The sequence below is a fragment of the Sphingobacterium sp. UBA7038 genome (genome assembly GCF_002494055.1).
In the GTDB taxonomy this organism is placed as follows: domain Bacteria; phylum Bacteroidota; class Bacteroidia; order Sphingobacteriales; family Sphingobacteriaceae; genus Sphingobacterium; species Sphingobacterium multivorum.
On record NZ_DLAV01000015.1, the window covers coordinates 129,369 to 148,532 of the forward strand.

At 40.0% G+C, this 19,164-nt stretch carries 17 protein-coding genes; 9 read left to right on the forward strand and 8 right to left on the reverse strand.

The genetic code is table 11. The features are described 5' to 3' along the window. Positions 1–593 precede the first annotated feature (593 nt). On the forward strand, positions 594–1,994 hold the full coding sequence (locus B3H30_RS09575) for an inorganic phosphate transporter (protein WP_236590863.1): 1,401 nt from the start codon (positions 594–596) through the stop codon (positions 1,992–1,994). Positions 1,995–2,074: 80 nt separating this feature from the next. Next, the gene (locus B3H30_RS09580) at positions 2,075–2,908 is read left to right on the forward strand and encodes a universal stress protein (protein WP_046675350.1); all 834 of its coding nucleotides are present in this window, start codon (positions 2,075–2,077) and stop codon (positions 2,906–2,908) included. 181 nt (positions 2,909–3,089) lie between these two features. Here the strand turns inward: B3H30_RS09580 and B3H30_RS09585 are convergent, their stop codons facing one another. Then, positions 3,090–3,461 carry a nuclear transport factor 2 family protein gene (locus B3H30_RS09585; RefSeq protein ID WP_046675354.1) on the reverse strand — a complete coding sequence of 124 codons (372 nt, stop codon included), beginning with the start codon at positions 3,459–3,461 and terminating at the stop codon, positions 3,090–3,092. 263 nt (positions 3,462–3,724) lie between these two features. On the opposite strand from B3H30_RS09585, the gene B3H30_RS09590 reads away from it, so the two are divergent. Then, positions 3,725–5,311 (forward strand): glycoside hydrolase family 16 protein, encoded by a 1,587-nt coding sequence (locus B3H30_RS09590; protein WP_201649498.1) that lies wholly within the window; start codon positions 3,725–3,727, stop codon positions 5,309–5,311. A gap of 58 nt (positions 5,312–5,369) precedes the next feature. On the opposite strand, the gene B3H30_RS09595 is transcribed toward B3H30_RS09590, so the two are convergent. Further along, on the reverse strand, positions 5,370–6,155 hold the full coding sequence (locus B3H30_RS09595) for a helix-turn-helix domain-containing protein (RefSeq protein WP_286834028.1): 786 nt from the start codon (positions 6,153–6,155) through the stop codon (positions 5,370–5,372). 128 nt (positions 6,156–6,283) lie between these two features. After that, positions 6,284–7,540, reverse strand: a complete 1,257-nt coding sequence (locus B3H30_RS09600) for a hypothetical protein (RefSeq protein ID WP_115050458.1) — start codon at positions 7,538–7,540, stop codon at positions 6,284–6,286. Positions 7,541–7,684: 144 nt separating this feature from the next. Between B3H30_RS09600 and B3H30_RS09605 the strand changes: the two genes are divergently transcribed. The 3 genes from B3H30_RS09605 (at position 7,685) to B3H30_RS09615 (ending at position 9,563) form a co-directional block, all read left to right on the forward strand. Beyond that, positions 7,685–8,218 carry a Crp/Fnr family transcriptional regulator gene (locus B3H30_RS09605; RefSeq protein WP_115050460.1) on the forward strand — a complete coding sequence of 178 codons (534 nt, stop codon included), beginning with the start codon at positions 7,685–7,687 and terminating at the stop codon, positions 8,216–8,218. 85 nt (positions 8,219–8,303) lie between these two features. Next, the gene (locus tag B3H30_RS09610) at positions 8,304–8,753 is read left to right on the forward strand and encodes a DoxX family protein (RefSeq protein WP_070567990.1); all 450 of its coding nucleotides are present in this window, start codon (positions 8,304–8,306) and stop codon (positions 8,751–8,753) included. A gap of 99 nt (positions 8,754–8,852) precedes the next feature. Further along, entirely contained in the window at positions 8,853–9,563 is a 711-nt protein-coding gene (locus B3H30_RS09615; RefSeq protein WP_115050463.1) for an HAD family hydrolase, read from the forward strand. Between the two features lie 78 nt (positions 9,564–9,641). On the opposite strand, the gene B3H30_RS09620 is transcribed toward B3H30_RS09615, so the two are convergent. The 3 genes from B3H30_RS09620 to B3H30_RS09630 all read right to left on the reverse strand — a co-directional run bounded on the left by B3H30_RS09620 (position 9,642) and on the right by B3H30_RS09630 (position 14,044). Beyond that, positions 9,642–12,170 (reverse strand): outer membrane beta-barrel family protein, encoded by a 2,529-nt coding sequence (locus tag B3H30_RS09620; protein WP_115050465.1) that lies wholly within the window; start codon positions 12,168–12,170, stop codon positions 9,642–9,644. Positions 12,171–12,324: 154 nt separating this feature from the next. After that, positions 12,325–13,014: a LytR/AlgR family response regulator transcription factor gene (locus B3H30_RS09625; protein WP_046675364.1), complete on the reverse strand. Its 690-nt coding sequence runs from the start codon at positions 13,012–13,014 to the stop codon at positions 12,325–12,327. After that, the gene (locus B3H30_RS09630) at positions 13,004–14,044 is read right to left on the reverse strand and encodes a sensor histidine kinase (protein ID WP_112376049.1); all 1,041 of its coding nucleotides are present in this window, start codon (positions 14,042–14,044) and stop codon (positions 13,004–13,006) included. The genes B3H30_RS09625 and B3H30_RS09630 overlap by 11 nt, the downstream gene beginning before the upstream one ends. Before the next feature lie 308 nt (positions 14,045–14,352). On the opposite strand from B3H30_RS09630, the gene B3H30_RS09635 reads away from it, so the two are divergent. The 3 genes from B3H30_RS09635 to B3H30_RS09645 all read left to right on the forward strand — a co-directional run bounded on the left by B3H30_RS09635 (position 14,353) and on the right by B3H30_RS09645 (position 16,839). Next, positions 14,353–15,309, forward strand: a complete 957-nt coding sequence (locus tag B3H30_RS09635) for an aldo/keto reductase (protein WP_115050466.1) — start codon at positions 14,353–14,355, stop codon at positions 15,307–15,309. Positions 15,310–15,328: 19 nt separating this feature from the next. Next, positions 15,329–15,811, forward strand: coding sequence for a YdeI/OmpD-associated family protein (locus tag B3H30_RS09640; RefSeq protein WP_115050467.1), 483 nt, complete (start codon positions 15,329–15,331; stop codon positions 15,809–15,811). Between the two features lie 92 nt (positions 15,812–15,903). Further along, positions 15,904–16,839 carry a Gfo/Idh/MocA family protein gene (locus tag B3H30_RS09645; RefSeq protein WP_115050469.1) on the forward strand — a complete coding sequence of 312 codons (936 nt, stop codon included), beginning with the start codon at positions 15,904–15,906 and terminating at the stop codon, positions 16,837–16,839. 335 nt (positions 16,840–17,174) lie between these two features. On the opposite strand, the gene B3H30_RS09650 is transcribed toward B3H30_RS09645, so the two are convergent. Both B3H30_RS09650 and B3H30_RS09655 read right to left on the reverse strand, forming a co-directional pair. After that, entirely contained in the window at positions 17,175–18,152 is a 978-nt protein-coding gene (locus B3H30_RS09650) for a cyclase family protein (protein WP_115050471.1), read from the reverse strand. 9 nt (positions 18,153–18,161) lie between these two features. Further along, positions 18,162–19,145 (reverse strand): aldo/keto reductase, encoded by a 984-nt coding sequence (locus B3H30_RS09655; protein WP_115050473.1) that lies wholly within the window; start codon positions 19,143–19,145, stop codon positions 18,162–18,164. Positions 19,146–19,164: the final 19 nt, after the last annotated feature.

Sequence of the window (19,164 nt, forward strand, 5' to 3'; positions counted from 1 at the left end):
TGAATCGGTAAATCGTCCTGTTTTTGCTGTAAATGGCGGATCAAAATTCCCTTGAATCGTCTGCTTGGTATTTTGCTGATAGCAATGTCCATTCTTGAAAAAGGTTTACAAAAGGTTTAACACGGCTTTTACTTTACGGTTGGTCTAATACTACTCTTACTTCACAGCTGGTCTTTTACGGGGTTTTGATTTGTCTATATTTATTTGGGTAAAAACTAGTGGTCAAATTTGATTTTATTCCGTTTTATAATCGTTATTTCTACGGAACTTATTCGGTCTTTATTCGCTTTCATTCGAATGAAGTCCGAATGAGGTCCCTATAAAGTCCGTATTAGCTCCCTGAAAGTGAAGAAATTTGTGAGAAATAAAATAGCGACGGAATAAGATTCGTTAACAGTGTTTTAAGTTTTTCTTTCTTGTTGTATAACGTAATATATCCTTTATCAAAAGTTAACATCTGAAAATTATTTTTGAGCTGAATGAAGCGATTGTTCCTGCGGTAGTTTTCCTTAAGGAAAACTCAGCAAGTAAGAAAAACTCAGCAAGGACAACCATAAATCTTATGAAAGAATACTATGCACATTTTCTGCAACATGATTCCTCTCTTAGGGGAAACCGATCTTAGTACTGGACTCCTTATTGTTTTTGCCCTTTGTTTATTTGCCGTTGTGGCCTTTGAATTTGTCAATGGCTTTCATGATACCGCGAATGCTGTTGCAACGGTCATTTATACCAAAGCACTTAAACCAATTGTAGCCATTCCTTGGTCTGGTTTTTGGAATTTTCTAGGTGTTTTTGCAGGCGGAATAGCCGTGGCTATGGGAATCCTTAAATTGGTGCCGCTGGATACCTTAATGGCACTCCCGGTTTCCGTAGGCGCTTGTCTGGTCCTTTCTGTATTATTGGCTGCTATTATCTGGAATTTGGGGACTTGGTATTTTGGTATTCCTTGTTCGAGTTCACATACCTTGATTGGTGCCCTTATCGGGGCTGGTATAGGCTTCACCTGGTATTACGGTGGCAGCGGTGTCAATTGGCATAAGGCTGAGGAAATTGGTCTTTCTTTAATTCTGTCACCTTTGATTGGCTTTGGTCTAGCGGTGATATTGATGCTCTTTTTGAAGCATGTCGTCCGTTATAAAGCACTTTTTCACATCCCACAAGGAGAAGATGACAGACCTCCATTTTTAGTACGGGGTATTCTTATACTGACCTGTACATTGGTCAGTTTTTTTCACGGTAGCAATGATGGACAAAAAGGAGTAGGGCTGTTTATGTTGATCTTAATTGCATTTCTTCCTGCCCGTTTTGCAATAAACCATTCCGTACCAGATGCGGCTGTCATTAAAACGCTCGATCAAACGGAAATCGTGTTGCAGACAATTGCTTCCAGTAATGTTGTTCAAGGAACGATGTTTGCACATGTCCATGAAGAGATTGAGCAAGTCAAGTTGCATTTGATGGATAAAAGTCTAACGGATAAAGCTGGGACGTTTAAATTCAGAAAAGAGGTTGAAGGTTTGGTCAAATCGATTGCTACATTGGAGAGCAATAAACGGATCAATATCAATGCTGAAAATCGTTTGGAGCTCAATCGTAAGTTGGGTGAATTGAAACATCTTACGGACTTTGCACCGATTTGGGTGATCTTAACGATTTCGGTAGCACTAGGTTTGGGAACAATGATCGGTTGGAAACGTATTGTAATAACAATAGGTGAAAAAATAGGAAATGAACATTTGAGTTATGCTCAGGGGGCCTCAAGCGAGATTGTCGCAGCTTCGACAATTGGTATCAGTACCGTATTGGGTTTGCCCGTTAGCACAACGCATGTGCTCTCAAGTGGTATTGCTGGTTCAATGGTAGCTTCTGGAGGAAAGAGCAATTTAAATAAAGGAACACTCAAAAGTATCGGTCTTGCTTGGGTACTTACTTTACCTGTGTCGATTGGCTTGGCTTTATTACTATTTATATTCTTCCATCTTTTTATTTAGTTGATTGTTACCTGAATGTTTTTGTCATCCAATGACTTTGTACACATGGCTATTGGCAGTTTAATATTAAAACTTAAAAAATGAAACAAATTCTCGTTGCCTCTGATTTTTCAATCAATGCAAGTCATGCTTTGCGTTATGCCTTGTCTTTGGCTTCTCGTTTGCATATGGAAATTGCTGTTGTACACGCCATACACCCGACAGAAGGGATCAACAACAGTACTTATAACGCGATCTTTATAGAAGATTATTACGCTAGAAAACGAGCTGCTTTGCAAGAATGGACTGATCAGGTGGTTCAGGAAAATAAATACAATGGCCTTAAAGTGAGATCTGTTGTCGAAGTAGGTTATCTGCGGAATGTAGTCACAAAGTATGTTGAATATACCGATGTTTCTTTTTTGGTGATGGGAATCACTGGGGCGACGGGCATTAAAGAAATTGTCGGTAGTAATGCAAGTATGGCTGTGACAAAATTGCGTATTCCGACCTTGATTGTACCTCCTGAAAGTAATCTGTCCGCTATTCCGGTCATTACATTGGCAACGGATTACAAAACCACAAAATTGTCTGTGCGTGATGTCAAAGCGCTCAATCGTATTTTAAAACTTTCGGACCCCAAGAAGTTGGAAATTCTACATGTTTCAGAAAGGGATTTGGACGAAAAGCTGGTGCGTAATGGGGAGAAAAAAATGCGTCAGTTGCTTCCTAACGTAACTATCAACTTTAACTATGTGGATGAGGATGATACACGCCCATCGTATGCGATCGTTGATTTTGTGGAAAACAATCAGACCGATATTCTATGTTTGGTCAAACGCAACCATAATATGATTTATCGTTTATTTGCAAGTAGTACGGTGAATGAAGTTCTGAACCGATCGGTTAAAGCGATTTTGGTGTTGCATGAATAGTCTATGTTGAAACTTTTTTACGCTATATATCAAGCCGTTTTGGATTTTCCAAGCGGCTTTTTTTCAATGACAAAAAGATGGATTGATAATTCAGAAACCAATTTTGAGCCAGTAGGCAATCAGTATCACCTTAAATTAACCTAAAAATCTCCACAAGTCGTCGTCCTGTGGAGATTTTTCACTATAGTCCCTTATAGTGCGCTGAAACTTTGCATATTTTTCCATGTACATCTAATTCCATATATTCCGCGGAAAGCGAATCGTTGACGCTTTTATAGAAAAGTACCATGGAGTTTACGCCCGTAAGTATGTGGTAAAGCTCAAAATGAAGTTCTGGATATTTTTCCAGTGCGCTTTTAAAATAAGCTTTTAATTCTTCTTTGTTGTTTATATTTCCCGCCGTATTCACACCCATTTTCTGAATAATGGGGGAGCGAAAGTCAATGTCTTCACTATAGTGTCGCATAATTGTATCCAGATCGTGTTGATTCCAGGCATCAACCCAATGTTGCGCAAGATCTGCAGGCTGATTAAAATTATCTAGTGTATTCATATTGTATTAAAAATTAATCGATGTATCTGACGGAATTGTCAAACCAAACCGCTTAAAGCAATATACATAATTTAACTGTCTTATCTGCCGTAAGGATGGATAAACCGTTATTGACCCACAATTTGTTGGAATCGCTAAATTGAACAAACGGTTGCGTTTTGATCAGAGTTGTCAATGCTGATAATTCTCGTTATTATCGTAAGGTTATAGTCTGTTCGTAAGCAGATTGACTATAGTTTGTTCGTTTATAAAATAAGAAAATTGTGAAAAAATATCTATTTCTTGCGGGTATTCAGGTAATGTCAGTGCTAGGGTTATCAGCCCAAACGACAAGGTCAACTGTGCCATTACAGCTATTGGGTACCCGGAGTTGGATCCGTGTAGACACGAAGGATAATCAACCGAGCATGTCCGGAGCGAAAGTCTTTTGGGCAAAAACGAATAAGAAACCGCAAACAGCCAATGCGATATTAGCAGAAGGTGCCAAACGTTATTATATTCAGCAGGTGGAGCCTGAAACGACCTATTATATCTGGATAGAATCTGCTACAGGAAAATCCTTGGCGAATGGAAAAGTGTATACGAGCAAGAAGTGGCAGCTGGATGATACTGAACTCGATGAGGAGCAAAAGAATCCAAGCTCAAGAGCTGTTCCTATTGGTATGGAAGTCTATTGGCAGGATGAATTTAACGATCAGTTACTTAATCGGAATAAATGGACGACCAACTATTTCTCGTCCCTGAACTATCTGAATGAAAAATCCAAGGATGAAATGTTGCATGATCGTTTGCCACAACCCGCTTATACTTTAAATGGATCAGCGATCAATCTGTATGTCAATGATACCATTCCCAAGCGGATTTTTACGGAGGGTGGCAACCAAAAGATTTCATCCATCCAAACCTACGATTGGAAGTCCAATGAAAATCTATTGGACAACAGCAAAGGTGGGTACTTTGAAGTTAAGGTGAGACGCAACCGCCAGGGTAATCCAAAGGGAACAAATACAGCTTTTTGGTTTGATTCACCAGGACCAGATATTCGTTATTATCTTCAAGAAGGATCTGAAGTGGACGGAATTAAAGGCATTCGTCCCAAGGGACAGCTTTTTGAAATAGACGTTTTCGAGTATATTACAGCTCAATTTGTGATACATGGACATGTCGATCAAAAAGGGGTATTTCAACGTAATCTTGCTACACATATTGCGGAGGGGTATGAACATGTGGGACAATGGGTAACACATGGGGTATTATGGACACCTACCAGTATTAAACATTATATCAATGGAGACCTGATCAAGGAGTATACGAATAAAAATCAGATTTATTCACCCAACCACTTTTTGAATGTATTTCTTGGAGCCTATGGTTCTGAAGGCGGAGTCAATATGGAGGTCGATTATATTCGGGCTTATAATTGGCCTTTAAAGGATGGTAATGAACTGCCGAATCCTGATTTTGAGGGCAAGGCTGGCCTTGCACCTTGGGAAGGAGCAGCGGTCATCGAAGAAGGGCGTGGAGAAAAAGGCAGTAAAGCGGTCGTACTTGCGCCGGGTCAAAAAATAGAGCAATATGTTTATTTGGATCCTCAACAAGACTTCAAGCTTGGCTATTGGAGTAAAGGAGGTAAAGTTCAGGCGGAAGTGGATGATGTTGCTGTCGTAACAGGAAAGTTATCGACTTTAAAGACTTTAATAGCTAATTCAGGAAAGAGAGGTGGAGAACAGGCGGTTAATTTTGTCACTGGCAAGGAGATCAATCCGAATAAAAAAATAGTTCGGATCGGATTTACCAATGTAGGAACGAAAAACGCATTTTTGGATAATATCACGTTGAAAAAAAGATAGTTATAATGCGGTTTTCTTAATAAATATTGGCTTCATGTATATCACGTTGGAGCCATTTTTATGTTTTTTTATGCGGTAAATGTTTCTTTTGATATGCTGAAGGTGACATATTTGTCTGTTTTTTGAAGAAATGAGAGAACGTAGCGGAGTCCTCAAAACCCAATTCAATTTGCGTAGTCTTGATTGGATTGGCCCCCAAACGCAGCAGGTGTATAGCTTCCTTTAACAAACGATTATGAATCAGTTTGAGGGGGGTAGTCTCCATGTATTGCTGTGTTTGTATCCAAAGAGTTGTTGCAGTTATATTCAATAAATTTGCGTAATAAGCGACATGGTGTTCTTGTTTATAATGAAGTTCTATCAATTCAAGAAAGCGATTCAGGATGGCTGGATAAGTATATGGTCCTAAATTATCGATGTGTTTGGTTAAGGAGCGGTTAATCTCTAGTAAGCTAGTTCCCAAACGTGATAAAATGAGTGATAATAGTGGCTGATAACGAGAGAGTTCCTCACGGATCTTATCGAATTCATAGCGAAGCCTCTCAAATTCATATGCTGCGATCTGAAGTATCGGATAATCTTTAAGAAGTTTTATGTTGATTGAAAGCGTATGACATAATTTTTGAAAATTTTGCCAGGGAATTCTAAAATGATAAACAGCGGTTTCTTTGAAAAAATAGAAAGAACTTGACTGACCAGGGAACATTAAATGAATTTGGTAACCCATTATATTATGTTGCCCATGATCAATCTGACGGATACCTCCTCCCGAGTGTATTAAGATAAGGGTCAGCACCTCTTTGCTTTTGAGCATATGGCAGGTGTGTACTCTGATATTCCGCATTCGATATAAAAAACCGAGATGCTCTACCTGTTCGTCGCATGTTGTTATGTTTGCAGAATTAAACATAGTTATTTTGGTCTGAGCGGCGTTAAATGCACGATTTGTTTATTCAATTTTGCGATTCTTATCTAACGATTATAGGGATATTCCTGTACCCAATGGAACTTGCGCTGCTTTAATTCGAAAGCTTGCACGTCTTGTTTAATTAGTTTAATTTGCGCTGTCTGGTCATCGAAGGCTTTTGTCAGAAGAATATTTCCATCTTTGTTGATTTGATAATCAAATTGATAATTGTTTAAGGTGATTTTCTTCCCCGCAGCATCAATTACAACGCTCTCTCTTTGCGGGCTATAGTCTGTGTTGCGTATTAAGACCTTATTGTTATCAATTTCGAAAACAATAAGCCGCCAATTTTCGGGGATTGTTTTGCGTGGTGTTCCAGCTTGATCAATACGGTAGATTCCATATAGTGGTGACTTCGTTAGGTACTCAGCGATCATTTTTTTTGTATTTAATATGCCCATGCCCTGTTGCACTATAAAGAGAAGTAACACGGCCAATTTGATGATAAACAAACTTTTTCTTTTCCAGCGTTTATTGAATAGGGGTTGTTGAATAGGAAGTAACTGTGCAGGTTTTCCTGAAATAAAAATTTCGCACAATGCTTTTAAGTAGGGAAGCAGTAGAAATATGGAAAATAGCAGGAGTGCTGTGGAGACCATTTTGACAGGAACATCATAAAAATAATTAACAGCCATAATATTGATACTGGTCGCAACCGTAATAAGTGCACCCAAAACCATCATTTTTCTGAAAAGCAATAGGCCCGATAATATTTCTATTGAACCAATGAGTATATTGTAGCCTTGAGAATAACCGATATAAGTCCATGCGAGGCCCATGGGGGAATATTCGCCCAATGGCTGCAGGAGTTGTGTTAACCTCGGCGGCTGCATTTGCATATAGAAGACTTTGATGAGACCATAGTTGATGAGCATAAAAGCAACATAATAACGTATTGCTGTGGTTAACCAGTAAAAAAGGATCCTATAGTTCGCTCTTTTTCGATCTAATATGGACCATAAAGCTGCCCCGACTAATGCTAGTAGGAATAAGATCAATAAGGATATCCAGGCATAGGAGGTATCCCCACTTCCGTTGATGAAGATGCTGTGGTCGTAAGAATAGGCCAATATATTTTCTGCAAACCAGGGAGTCAACTTTTGCATAAAATGGTTGAGGGGAGAGCTGATATAGCCATATAATGGATAAGTGCCGTTGTTGAAAACAAGAATAAACGACAAAATGAAAATAAAAGAAAATCGAAAACCTAATTTTCTAAAGGCAGGCCAACGTTCTGGACCGTTTTCGTTAAGAATAAGCATGATTAAAGTTTATAGTATTTAAGTTAATATTTTTTGGTAAAATAGACCGTATGTTTGTTGAAATAAATAATCGATTAAATAGTAAATAATCATTACGCTATATTTGGACAGAAGTTTTTATCTTGCTCCTAAAAAATAAGGATCATGGACAAGATCAGAGAATATTTCGAATCGCTCGTTGTCATGAATGATACGGACTGGGAAGTGTTTTCCGCTAAGCTTGTTAAGATGGAGTTTCCAAAAAAATCACTGATTTTGGAAATCGGAAAAACTGAACAGTATTTATCTTTTATTGAAAAAGGAATTGTACGTTTCAATATCCCAAAACTGGACTATGATTTTACTTTTGGATTCGCTTTTGAAAACTCTTTTGTAAGTGGGTACGATTCCTTCTTGACACAACAGCCTTCATCGTATCATCTCGAGGCAATAACGGATTGTATTTTATGGCGGATATCGTTTGAGGATCTCCATGCGGTATATCAAACAACAACGGTTGGGAATCTAATTGGTCGGAAAGCGGTTGAGGACATTTTTCTAAAAAAAATGAAACGGGAACTGACGCTACTCGAAGATTCGGCAAAAACCAGGTATATCAATTTGTTGCGTGAGCAGCCCGAGCTGATTCGCAATATTCCCTTAAAATATCTGGCTTCTTATATTGGTATTAGACCGTAATCATTGAGCCGAATCAGAAAAGGCATTTATTAACAAATGTTCATTGATAACAAAAAGAAGGGTACCTATTTTTGTTATAAAAAAGATGAAACCATTTTTTGTATTGATCGTTGTCTTTGTTGTCTCCAATTTAAGTACCCTGTTGTTGAAAGGCACGGTGGATTATTTTTTTTCTGGCAAAATAGCACTAGCCGTTATGTTGCTGTTTACATCATTGGGGCATTTATTATATACGGAGGGAATGACCTTGATGCTGCCCGAATTTATTCCATTTAAAAAGGAAATGATCTATGCAACCGGACTGTTGGAAGCCCTTGCTGCTATTGGGCTATTTGTCCCGCAGATGAGCCGCATAACGGGAATCCTTTTAATTGTCTTCTTTCTACTGGTATTACCCACAAATATCCGGGCAAACTTGAAGCATATAAATTATGAGACGGCTACTTTCGATGGACCTGGTCCAAACTATTTGTGGTTTCGTATTCCGTTTCAAATCTTGCTTATCGCTTGGACTTATTATTTTGCGATTCGTTAAATCAAGTTTCTTAACTAAAATATAGCATTAAATTAATACGGGGTTGTTTAGTTTTATTTAACAATTTTTTATTTTTGCTAAACTTTTAGGTTTAATCAAATGAAAGAAGCAATTAAGATGATCGTATTTGACATGGCAGGTACGACAGTGAACGAAAATAATGTTGTGTATAAGACGCTTAGAAATGCAATAAATACGGTAGGAGGCTATGAACTTACATTAACGGAAGTATTGGCGCATGGCGCAGGTAAGGAAAAGTTACAAGCGATCAAAACAGTACTTAAAAATAGCCTGAATCTTGTTGATGATGAATTGGCACAACGCATGTTTACGTTGTTTTTAGGGGAGCTGGAGCATGCTTATGAAGTAGAAGAAATTTATCCAAATACGAATGCTGAGGAGCTTTTTGCCATATTGAAAGACCGTGATATCTTACGTGTGTTGAATACGGGATATGACCGAAAAACTGCGGAGTCGCTTTTAGAAAAGCTTAACTGGAAAGTAGGAAAGGATGTAGATGCATTAATTACAGCGTCTGATGTGCCTCGAAACAGACCCTATCCAGATATGATTGAATTAGCGATGCAAAAATTTGAAATTGCTGATCCAGGTGTTGTCGTAAAGATTGGAGATTCTATTATCGATATACAGGAGGGGCAGCAAGCAGGCTGTGGTTTAAGTATCGGTATCACAACCGGCGCACATAATGTGGCTCAACTCAAATCCGCAAATCCCGATTATGTGATTGATGATCTACTGGAAATTGTTCCAATACTTGAAAAGAAGAATATCTCCAATACAGTTGTCTAGTTCTTTGACACTGTTGAATAAAAAAGCAGGTATTTCTTGTAGGAAATACCCGCTTTTGATTGTGATATGATCCACATGCTATTGCATTTGTATGCCTTCCATTGAATTCTGGTTTTTGTTTTTCTTAAACATGTTCATATCCATTTTTCCGAAACGGTAGGAAAGATTCAATTTGATCAACTGCGGATTGGAAAGTCGATAATAGGTTTGAGAGAATCCTTCACCCGATGAAACAATGGTATTGCCACGTGTTCTGAAGATATCATTGATGGCTAATGTTGCGGAGGCAGCCTGATTTTTCAAGAAGCTTTTCTTGATGGCAAAGTCGATACCATAGAATGGTTTGATATAGCCTTGGGAAGAGCTTTGTGCCTGGTTCATTGGTGGGCCGAATGTCTGGCCCTGTGTAACTGGCATATTTGTTTTACCTTGATATTCAAAAGCAAGCTGTAGGTTCCAGTTTTTCTGTAAGTTGAATGTATTGTTCAATTTTCCAAATACTGTCCACATACCTTCCGATGGTGTTTTCTCATCAACTTCAATTTTAGAATTGTAGAAGTTGAGGTCTGCTGTCAGATCCCACCATTTTTTGAGATTATTGGTATACGTGAATTCGGCCCCATAATTTTTGCTGGAATTGGCATTGATATAGGTATTAATGAAGTCCATTTTGTTCGTCACCGGATTGAGTTCCTGTGTCAGGTAACGTGTAATTAGGTTGTTTGTAGATTTATAGTATACCGTTGCCAAAAATGTACCTTTTCCATGTGTACGACTGTAAGAAAGTTCGCCCGAAGTGGTGAATTCTGGTACAAGATCGGGGTTACCACGTGTAATATTTAAGCTGTCGGTGTAGTCAACAAAAGGGATAAGCTGAAAGAAGTTCGGACGGTTGACACGACGGGTTACGCTCATCTGTATTTGGTCTTTCTCGGTTAGCTTTTTGCTTAAGAACAAAGAAGGAAATAAGCTAAGGGGATACTTGTTGTGAAACTTTCCATTTGTATTCAAAAGTTCGCCGTCGTACGTTGAGCTTTCTGCGCGCAACCCAACTTTATAGGATACCCAGTCTTTGAGATTTCCTCCAAGTGAGGCATAAGCTGCATAGACACTGTTTTTATTGTTATAGTTCGCTGAAGCTGCGGTGATATTTTCAAAATCCTCCTTATCCACTGCTTTTAAGGAATTCGTGTTGAGGTTTTTGAGTTTATTGATCTGGGCACGCACACCGGTCTCGAGTTTCATGCCATTTTTGAACGGTTTGACATAATCTGCCTGCACAGTCATAAATTTATTGTTGCCGGAGCCGTTGTTTTTTTGGATCTGCGTTCCGCTGACCTCATCGCTGGCATTGCGATAATTGGTCGTATATAGACCATTTGAGGTGTTATTACCGCCAAAGTAATTGAAATCGACAGACAATTCTTCGCCTTCAGTTTTGAATTTTTGGACGAGACCAGCTTGCAGGCCACGTGGTTTAAAGCTTCTTTCAGATTCGGAAATGCGATCGCTCATTGAAGTACTGCCCCCTGAAGTGGTGGAAATTGCTGAATTTTCATTAGGCTTAAATTTACCCTGAACCAACACTCCGGCGACAGATAGCGTTGTTTTGGGACTTAAGTCGTAATCTACGCCAAGCCGGCCAAAGGTAATCATACCTTTTGTTTTGCCCTCGATATCTTGATCTACTGTCGATTCTATGCCATTAATTGTACTGGTACGGTGGCTGTCGCCCTCGGTGTTGGTCCGCATGCGCATATTCATTCCCGTCAGTGAGATGTTGAATTTATTCTGACGCAGATTTAAACTACCCATAAAGTTGGTCCCGATAAAGCGGTCGCCACCTAAGGTGACCATACCATTGTATCCAGCTTTCTTATTTTTTTTCAGAATAATATTGAGGATACCGGCCATACTTCCAGAAGCGTCGTATTTGGCAGATGGATTTGTGATGATCTCGATTTTATCAATGACATCAGCCGGAATTTGATCCGGTGTAAGCGTGGTTGGTTTTCCGTCAACAAAAATCGTTGGCGCTGCATTTCTCAATTTTACATTACCGTCGATATCTACTTGTACAGAAGGCATATTGCGGAGTACATCGATTGCTGTACCGCCAGCCGCGACGATATTTTTCTCTACGTTGAAGACTTTTTTGTCGATGTCCATTTCGAGTAATGCCTTACGGCCAGTCACGGTGACTTCATCGAGCTTACGGTTGTCATTTTCCAGTTTGATCGCGCCGATATCTTTGGCTGTTTTTCCATCGGTATAGTCTACAGCTAGATCAATCGGTGCATAGCCTACAGAGCTAATTTTTAGCTTCCATTTTTCTTTTGGTGAAATGGCTGCGAAATTGAATTTTCCATTTTCTGAAGAACTGGTACTTTTTACGAGAATTTCCCTTTCTTTACCAGTAGCTTGATCCTTGATGACCTTCAATAAATTCACGGAAGCTTGCGCGATCGGTTTCCCGGTGTTGTCCACAATTTGGCCGGAGAGCTGGCCTTCGGACATGGCGAAAGCAGGACGACCGCCTGCAGGGGCTTGAGCGTGTACAGAAGCAACCGCAGTTGCCATTAGTGCTATTGCTATAAATCTTTTCATTTTTTCTTTGCTATGCTATCGGCTACGCGGATTAGGCTGTTCGATAGTACGCAAATTTGAAAAGGATTTTTTAGCTATGCAATCATCTGTAGACCGAAGCGGCGAATGTGTAGACGAACGGATAATTGTATCGATTCAATTTGTACCTGTAGCATTAGATAAACTGTTCGATATTTTTAATATATTTTTTACCGATAGGAAGGGCAGTTTCGGGTAAGGTGAGTTTGCTTTGACCGACCTGCTCAATACGATTTTTGTTGACAATAAAGGAATTATGTATGCGTAGAAAATCGACTGTAGGTAATATTTTTTCCATCCCTCGGAGGTTGCTGCGCGTAAGAAGTGGCGATTCACGGTCGACCAGGTATATTTTCACATAGTCTTTCAAGCCTTCGATGTAGCTGATTTCATGGAGAAAAATTTTCGTCTTTTTGTATTCTACATTGACGATAATATGATCCTGTTCGGGTAGCTGTTTTGCACGGAGCAGCATACTTTCTTCCACTTTTCGGACTGCGGCTGCGAGTCGTTCTTTTGAAATGGGTTTAAGCAGATAATCTACGGCATTTAGCTCGAAACCTTCAACAGCATATTGGTGATAGGCCGTGGTGAAGATAACTAAGGGGCGTGGAGTGAGTTCGCGAATAAACTGCGTACCCAATTGATCGGGCATTTCAATATCCAGAAAAATCAGATCGATAGCGTGATCTTTTAAATAGTCTTCAGCTTCGGCCGTCGCATTAAATTTACGGGCGACTTCGATTTGCTCAAAATTCAATAAGTCGTCTTCTAAAATGTTGAGCGCGAAGGGTTCATCATCGATTAGTATACATTTAATCTTCATCGGTCATCAGTTTTAAAGTCACTTCGAAATCTCCAGCATCGGTTTTTCCGATCCTGAGGTCATGTCGGTTGGGATACAATAATTGTAATCGTCTGCGTACATTGGTCAGTCCTATCCCTTCGTTTGGACGCGGTTCCGTATGTTGTAAAATGCTATTTCGGGATATAAAGATAATGCCACCTGGAGTATCCTGAAATTGAAACTGTATCTGTGGTTCAGTTTTGCTATCCACACCATACTTGAATGCATTTTCCACAAAATGGATGAAGAGTAATGGGGGGATCATTCTGTTTTTGACTCTGTCTTCGATATCCAGTGCTACATTTCCTTGAATAGGAAGACGAAGGGTCTGTAAGGCGATAAAATTGCGCATATGGTCGATCTCTTTAAAAAGTTCGACTTTGGGGCCGTCTACTTCGTAAAGTATGTAGCGTAGCATTTCGGACAACTTAACAATAGTGTCTTCGGAATCTGATGATTGTTTACGAATGAGCCAACGGATATTATTGAGCGTATTGAATAGGAAATGTGGGCTGATCTGAAGTTTTAACATCGTTAGTTCTGCCGTTGTTTTTTCAAGCGCAATCTGTTTGTTGAGCTCCTTTTGTCGGGCTTGCTCATCGTAGAGAAAGATCATCGAAGAGGTGATCATACAGAGTGAGTAAATAATGCCCGGGCCGATGACCAATCGTACGAAAAGAATATTTTCCTTGGTCAGATGAGCTAGCTCCCCATCTGGATTAAAATAGACTATACAGTAGTTCAGTGCTACATAGGTGGCGAATCCAAGTGCCATTAATAGTACAAAGATCTTTCTGCGACCAAAAAAATAGGTGGGTGCAACAACGTAGCAGTGCAAGTAAAAATGAGTAGCCAGGAATACAATATTTACTAAATGCGATAATGCCGAATAAGGCTTGAAATCCGCGATTTTATCCGGCTGGTAGAGGTACGTAATAAAGGGCAAAAGCAATAATATGGTCCAGATGACAATATGTAAATAGAATTTTCTGAAGAATCTGCCGATCATGTTATGTCTAATTAATCCCCTTACTTTTGGATAAGACCAAACTTAGATAAATTGCTTTTTATATGCAATATAAATACGTTTATAGGTAAAAACAATTATTCATCAAAGCTGTTCTCCGAAGGTTATCATGATCTGTTGTCAATCGATATGGTGTTACAAACATGAGCAGCTATTAAATGAAATGATGTTAAAAAGAGGTTCAGGAAAGAACACGAAAACGGGAAATAGGCTGGACTGTTGGAAATAGTTTTGTATTTTGCAGGTATAAACTTTGTAACGTGACGTTCAATCCAAACCGATATCAGCATATGCCCTACAGACGCTGTGGGAAGAGTGGCATTCTCTTGCCAGCCATTTCATTGGGGCTTTGGCAAAATTTTGGTGAAACCGATATTCAAGCGGTGTTCCGCAAAACTTTGGTGACCGCTTTTGATCACGGGATTACCCATTTTGACCTTGCCAATAATTATGGTCCGCCTCCGGGAAGTGCAGAAGAGAACTTTGGACATATATTGCGTAGCGATTTTATGGGCTATCGTGATGAACTTTTAATTTCCACTAAAGCGGGGTATACCATGTGGCCGGGGCCGTATGGTGACTGGGGAAGTCGTAAATATTTGATGGCCAGCTTACACCAGAGCTTAAAACGGATGAAGCTCGATTATGTGGATATATTTTACCATCATCGACCGGATCCGAATACACCGTTGGAAGAGACGATGGTCGCATTGCGAGATATTGTTCATCAAGGAAAGGCCTGCTATGTGGGTTTGTCCAATTATCCTCCTGATCTTGCTCAGAAAGCTGCTGCGTTATTGCGTGCAATGGGGACACCATGCCTTATTCATCAGCCTAAATATTCGATGTTGGTGCGGACACCTGAGGAGGGGCTTTTGGATGTGCTGCAGGCAGAAGGAATCGGAGCGATCGCTTTCTCTCCTTTGGCACAGGGACTGTTGACCAATAAATACCTAGGTGGCATTCCGGCAGATTCGCGCGCTTCGAAAGAGCATTTTTTGAAAAGTGACATGATCACTGCTGAATTGATGGAGAAGATAGACCGGTTGAATAATCTGGCGATACAAAGAGGCCAAACATTGGCTCAAATGGCAATTGCATGGTTGTTGAAAGATGAACGTGTAAGCTCCGTTTTGGTAGGGGCCAGAAATAGTGAGCAACTGGTTGATTCACTCCAGGCCCTGGATAGGCTAGACTTTACGGCGGATGAATTGGCACTTATTGATGCTATTCTGAAGTATAATTAATCACCTAATTGATCGTGTCATGTTTGCCTTTGAAGCACAATTGGAAATTATCGGTATCAATCCTTTTGTTTTTGTTCCTGCTGATATTCTGGAAAACCTATTTAAGGATGCGGGAATGAACAAAGGTTATATTCCTGTGAAGGGAAAAGTTAATGAAAAAGATTATGTTCAGACCTTGCTGCGATTTAAGGGGGAGTGGAGACTGTACATTAACACGGTTATATTGGCGAACTCGCCGAAACGAATCGGCGAGACGTTAACCATAACAATCGCTTTTGATCCGGAAGACCGGACTATTTTGCCTCATCCAGAACTCGAAGCAGCATTTGCGCTAAATAAGGATGCACTAAAGGTGTTTGATGGATTGTCTCCATCAAAGCAAAAGGAAATTATCCGTTATATTTCTAACTTAAAAACTGCGGATAGTCGAAGAAAAAACATCGAAAGGGCGATCGGTTTTCTATTGGGTAAAAATCGATTTGTGGGGCGCGAAAAGCCCTAAGAACTCAGACCAGTACTTCCATGTATGTCCTGTAATTACGGCCAGATATAGGGAGGATTGGTTAGAATTTTAGTGATAATTTGAATATACTTATGGACAATCCTAAAATAGTATGGGGTATCATCGGCTGTGGTGATGTCACAGAAAAAAAAAGTGGACCTGCGTTTAATCGGATAAATAATAGTCAGCTAATGGCTGTCATGCGAAGGGATGCGGCGAAAGCTGCTGATTATGCTAAGCGACATCAGGTACCCCTATGGTATTCAGACGCTGACGATTTACTTGATAATATCGATCTCAATGCGATTTATGTCGCAACGCCACCGTCCTCTCATCTCGCGTATGCACTATCTGCCCTGCGTAAAGGGAAATCTGTTTACGTTGAAAAGCCCGTTACGTTAAATGCGATAGAGGCTGAATCATTATTGGCGGAAGTAAAAAGCAGTAACGGGAAATTGGTTGTTGCGCATTACCGTAGACAATTGCCTTTGTTTCTAAAGGTTAAAGAGCTTGTTGAAAACGGTGAAATTGGCCAGCTAAGGACGGTGCAACTCCGTTTATGGCAAAGCAGAACGCTCGACCTGGTAACTAAAAGTGGCGGAGATTGGCGTACTGATCCTGCTGTTTCGGGCGGCGGCTACTTTTTTGATTTAGCCCCTCATCAATTGGATTTGATGCTTTACTTTTTTGGAATGCCGATTTCATACGATGGTTTTAGCTTAATTCAGGATAGGGACAGTGCTGTTGCCGATCAAACCACAGGGACCATTTTATTTAATAATCAGCTTGTTTTTCATGGAAGTTGGTGTTTTAATGTTGCCAAAGAAAATCAGGTAGACAGTTGTGAAATTGTTGGAAGCCTTGGTCGTATTTGTTTTTCCATTTTTGGAAATTCAGTTGTTATCAAAACAGGGGATGGAGAGCAGGAATTCAGATTTGACCATCCCGAAAATATTCAATTGCCGATGATTTCGCGTGCGGTAGAGTATTTCAGCGGCATCGGGCCAAATCCATCTCCGATTGAGTAAGCCTTGGTCCTGATGCAGATCATCGATAACTTTTCGACAATAAGGCAATAATATTTTGCTTTGCTGATAAGCTCTAGTCTTTAAGGATGAAGCAGGTATAATGGAAAGCCTATTTGGAAGATAGGTATGATTTTGGTCTTCCAAATAGGCTTAATTTTTCTGACAGTGTCTGATCTTATTGGCCACAAAGAACCTTCAGTTTGCTTTCATTACTGTTGGTGTCTGCGAAGTTATGAAGGTTTTATTAAGTATTCTTTCTTTTGAATGGACCCATTGGAGCAATGAGTTCTAAGTTGGTGCCATAAAGAGGTACACCGAACTGATCTTAAAAGCAATTAATAGATCGCTACTGGATTGACATTGACCTGTGTGGATCCTACATATAAGGGCTGTCCAAGGACAAATAGAAATTCCCAGACTTCTTCTTTTACCAAGGGGCGTGTGTCGATTAATTCAAGATTGTATATGCCACGTTTGGCCAATAAAAACTGATTGATTGGAAATTCCTCGTTGGTATTGGGGTTTGGATATACTTCAGATGCCCACGTGTCACCACCAAAAGCAACGATACCTTGATCTGCTAGCCATTTTGCTGCATCCATACCGATACCGGGTTCAGTTTCCAGGAACTGTTGGTTGTTGTTGCCGATCAATTCTAACCAACCTGTGTTGAATAAGACGATGTCACCTTTTTTGATCGTGATCCCTTGTTTTTTTAATACCGATTGAATGGCTTCAACGGTAAATTCTGTACCACCGGGAACGATATCTTTTCCATAATAGGCTGTCATATCCAAGACAATAGCACGGGTTACCAGTGGTGGGACTTTTTCTATTCCAAGTTTTTTAACGCCTTCTACCGTAACAAAATCCTGCGCTTTGTTGCCATTGTAGTAGATATTGTTGATTCCGATATGTCCAATACCGTTCAATTGGGTGCCGACACCCGTCCAGGCATTTACCAATTCGTCGTTGAAAGTGAATTTATTGGGACCAAGTGTTGCACCAGCCTGTTCTCCGGGTTGTATATTATACAAGTTAAAACTACGGTGGCGGAAAGCTGGAAGCTGTTTGTTTACAGGGACAGCAAGAGGGACAGTTTTTCCCTTTTTGACAAGTTTTAATGACTGTAGCACCAATTCTGGTGATATTAAATTGGCAGCTCCGATCTCGTCGTTCTTACCATAAGCAGCATGATGCCATGTACTATCTGTTGGGTCTACCAACAGTGTTTTATTTTGCGCATTGCTTTGCAATGCTGTGAGTGACAGTACTCCCATGAGGAGTACTGTCAACTGATTGAATTTTTTCATCGTTGAATATTAAATTTTTGCTAATGCAAGATTGATAAAGGATAGTTCTTCTGCGGTAAGCGTGATGTCGATGGCCTGCGCATTTGCGATGGCCTGCTCTGCATTTCGGGCACCTGCCAAGACCACAGTGATCGCCGGCTGCAAACTAGTCCAGCGTAATACCAATTGAGAAAGCGTGACACCTTTGTTTGCGGCAATTGGACTGATGGTATCCAAGAAGGTCTTTACCTTGGCCAGATCAAATTGTTGGAAATAACCATTGCGGTGATCGTTTTCTTTTAATTTACCCGTATTGAAATATTTACGGGTTAACAGACCACGCTCCATAGGGCTATATACAATGATACCTAGATCATTTTCCTTTGCATAAGGAACAAGGTCCTGTTCGATACCTCGGTTTAGCATACTGTAACCAACTTGATTACTCGCAATGTTGAGGTTCTTCCGTGCTTCTGAAACTTGATCGACACTATAATTGCTGACGCCGGCGGCACGGATCTTACCTTGTTGTAAAAGAAGATCCAAGGCTTCCATCGTTTCCGAAATCGGGGTCGTGCTATCTGGCCAGTGAATCTGAAGTAGATCGATGTAGTCCGTACGTAAGCGTTTTAGGCTATTCTCTACTTCATGAATTACACTGGTCTTTGACGAATATTTATAAACTGGAATAGTTTTACCAGCTTCTTCTGCATCAAAGAAAAATTCACCTTTTCCTTGGTTACTGCCGTCCCATACCAAACCAAATTTGGTCAATAGCTGTATTTTGGTCCGATCATAACCCTGTATTGCCGTACCGATCATTTCTTCACTTAAACCAAATCCATAAAAAGGGGCTGTATCCAATGTAGTGACACCATTGTCGATCGATGCTTTTACAGAATCAATAGAATCTTTCTTTTCATTTCCGCCCCACATGTTGCCGCCAATGGCGAAAGCTCCATAAGTAATTGCTGATAATTCTAAATCTGTTTTTCCTAATTTTCTGTATTCCATTTTTTTTATTTTTTATGTT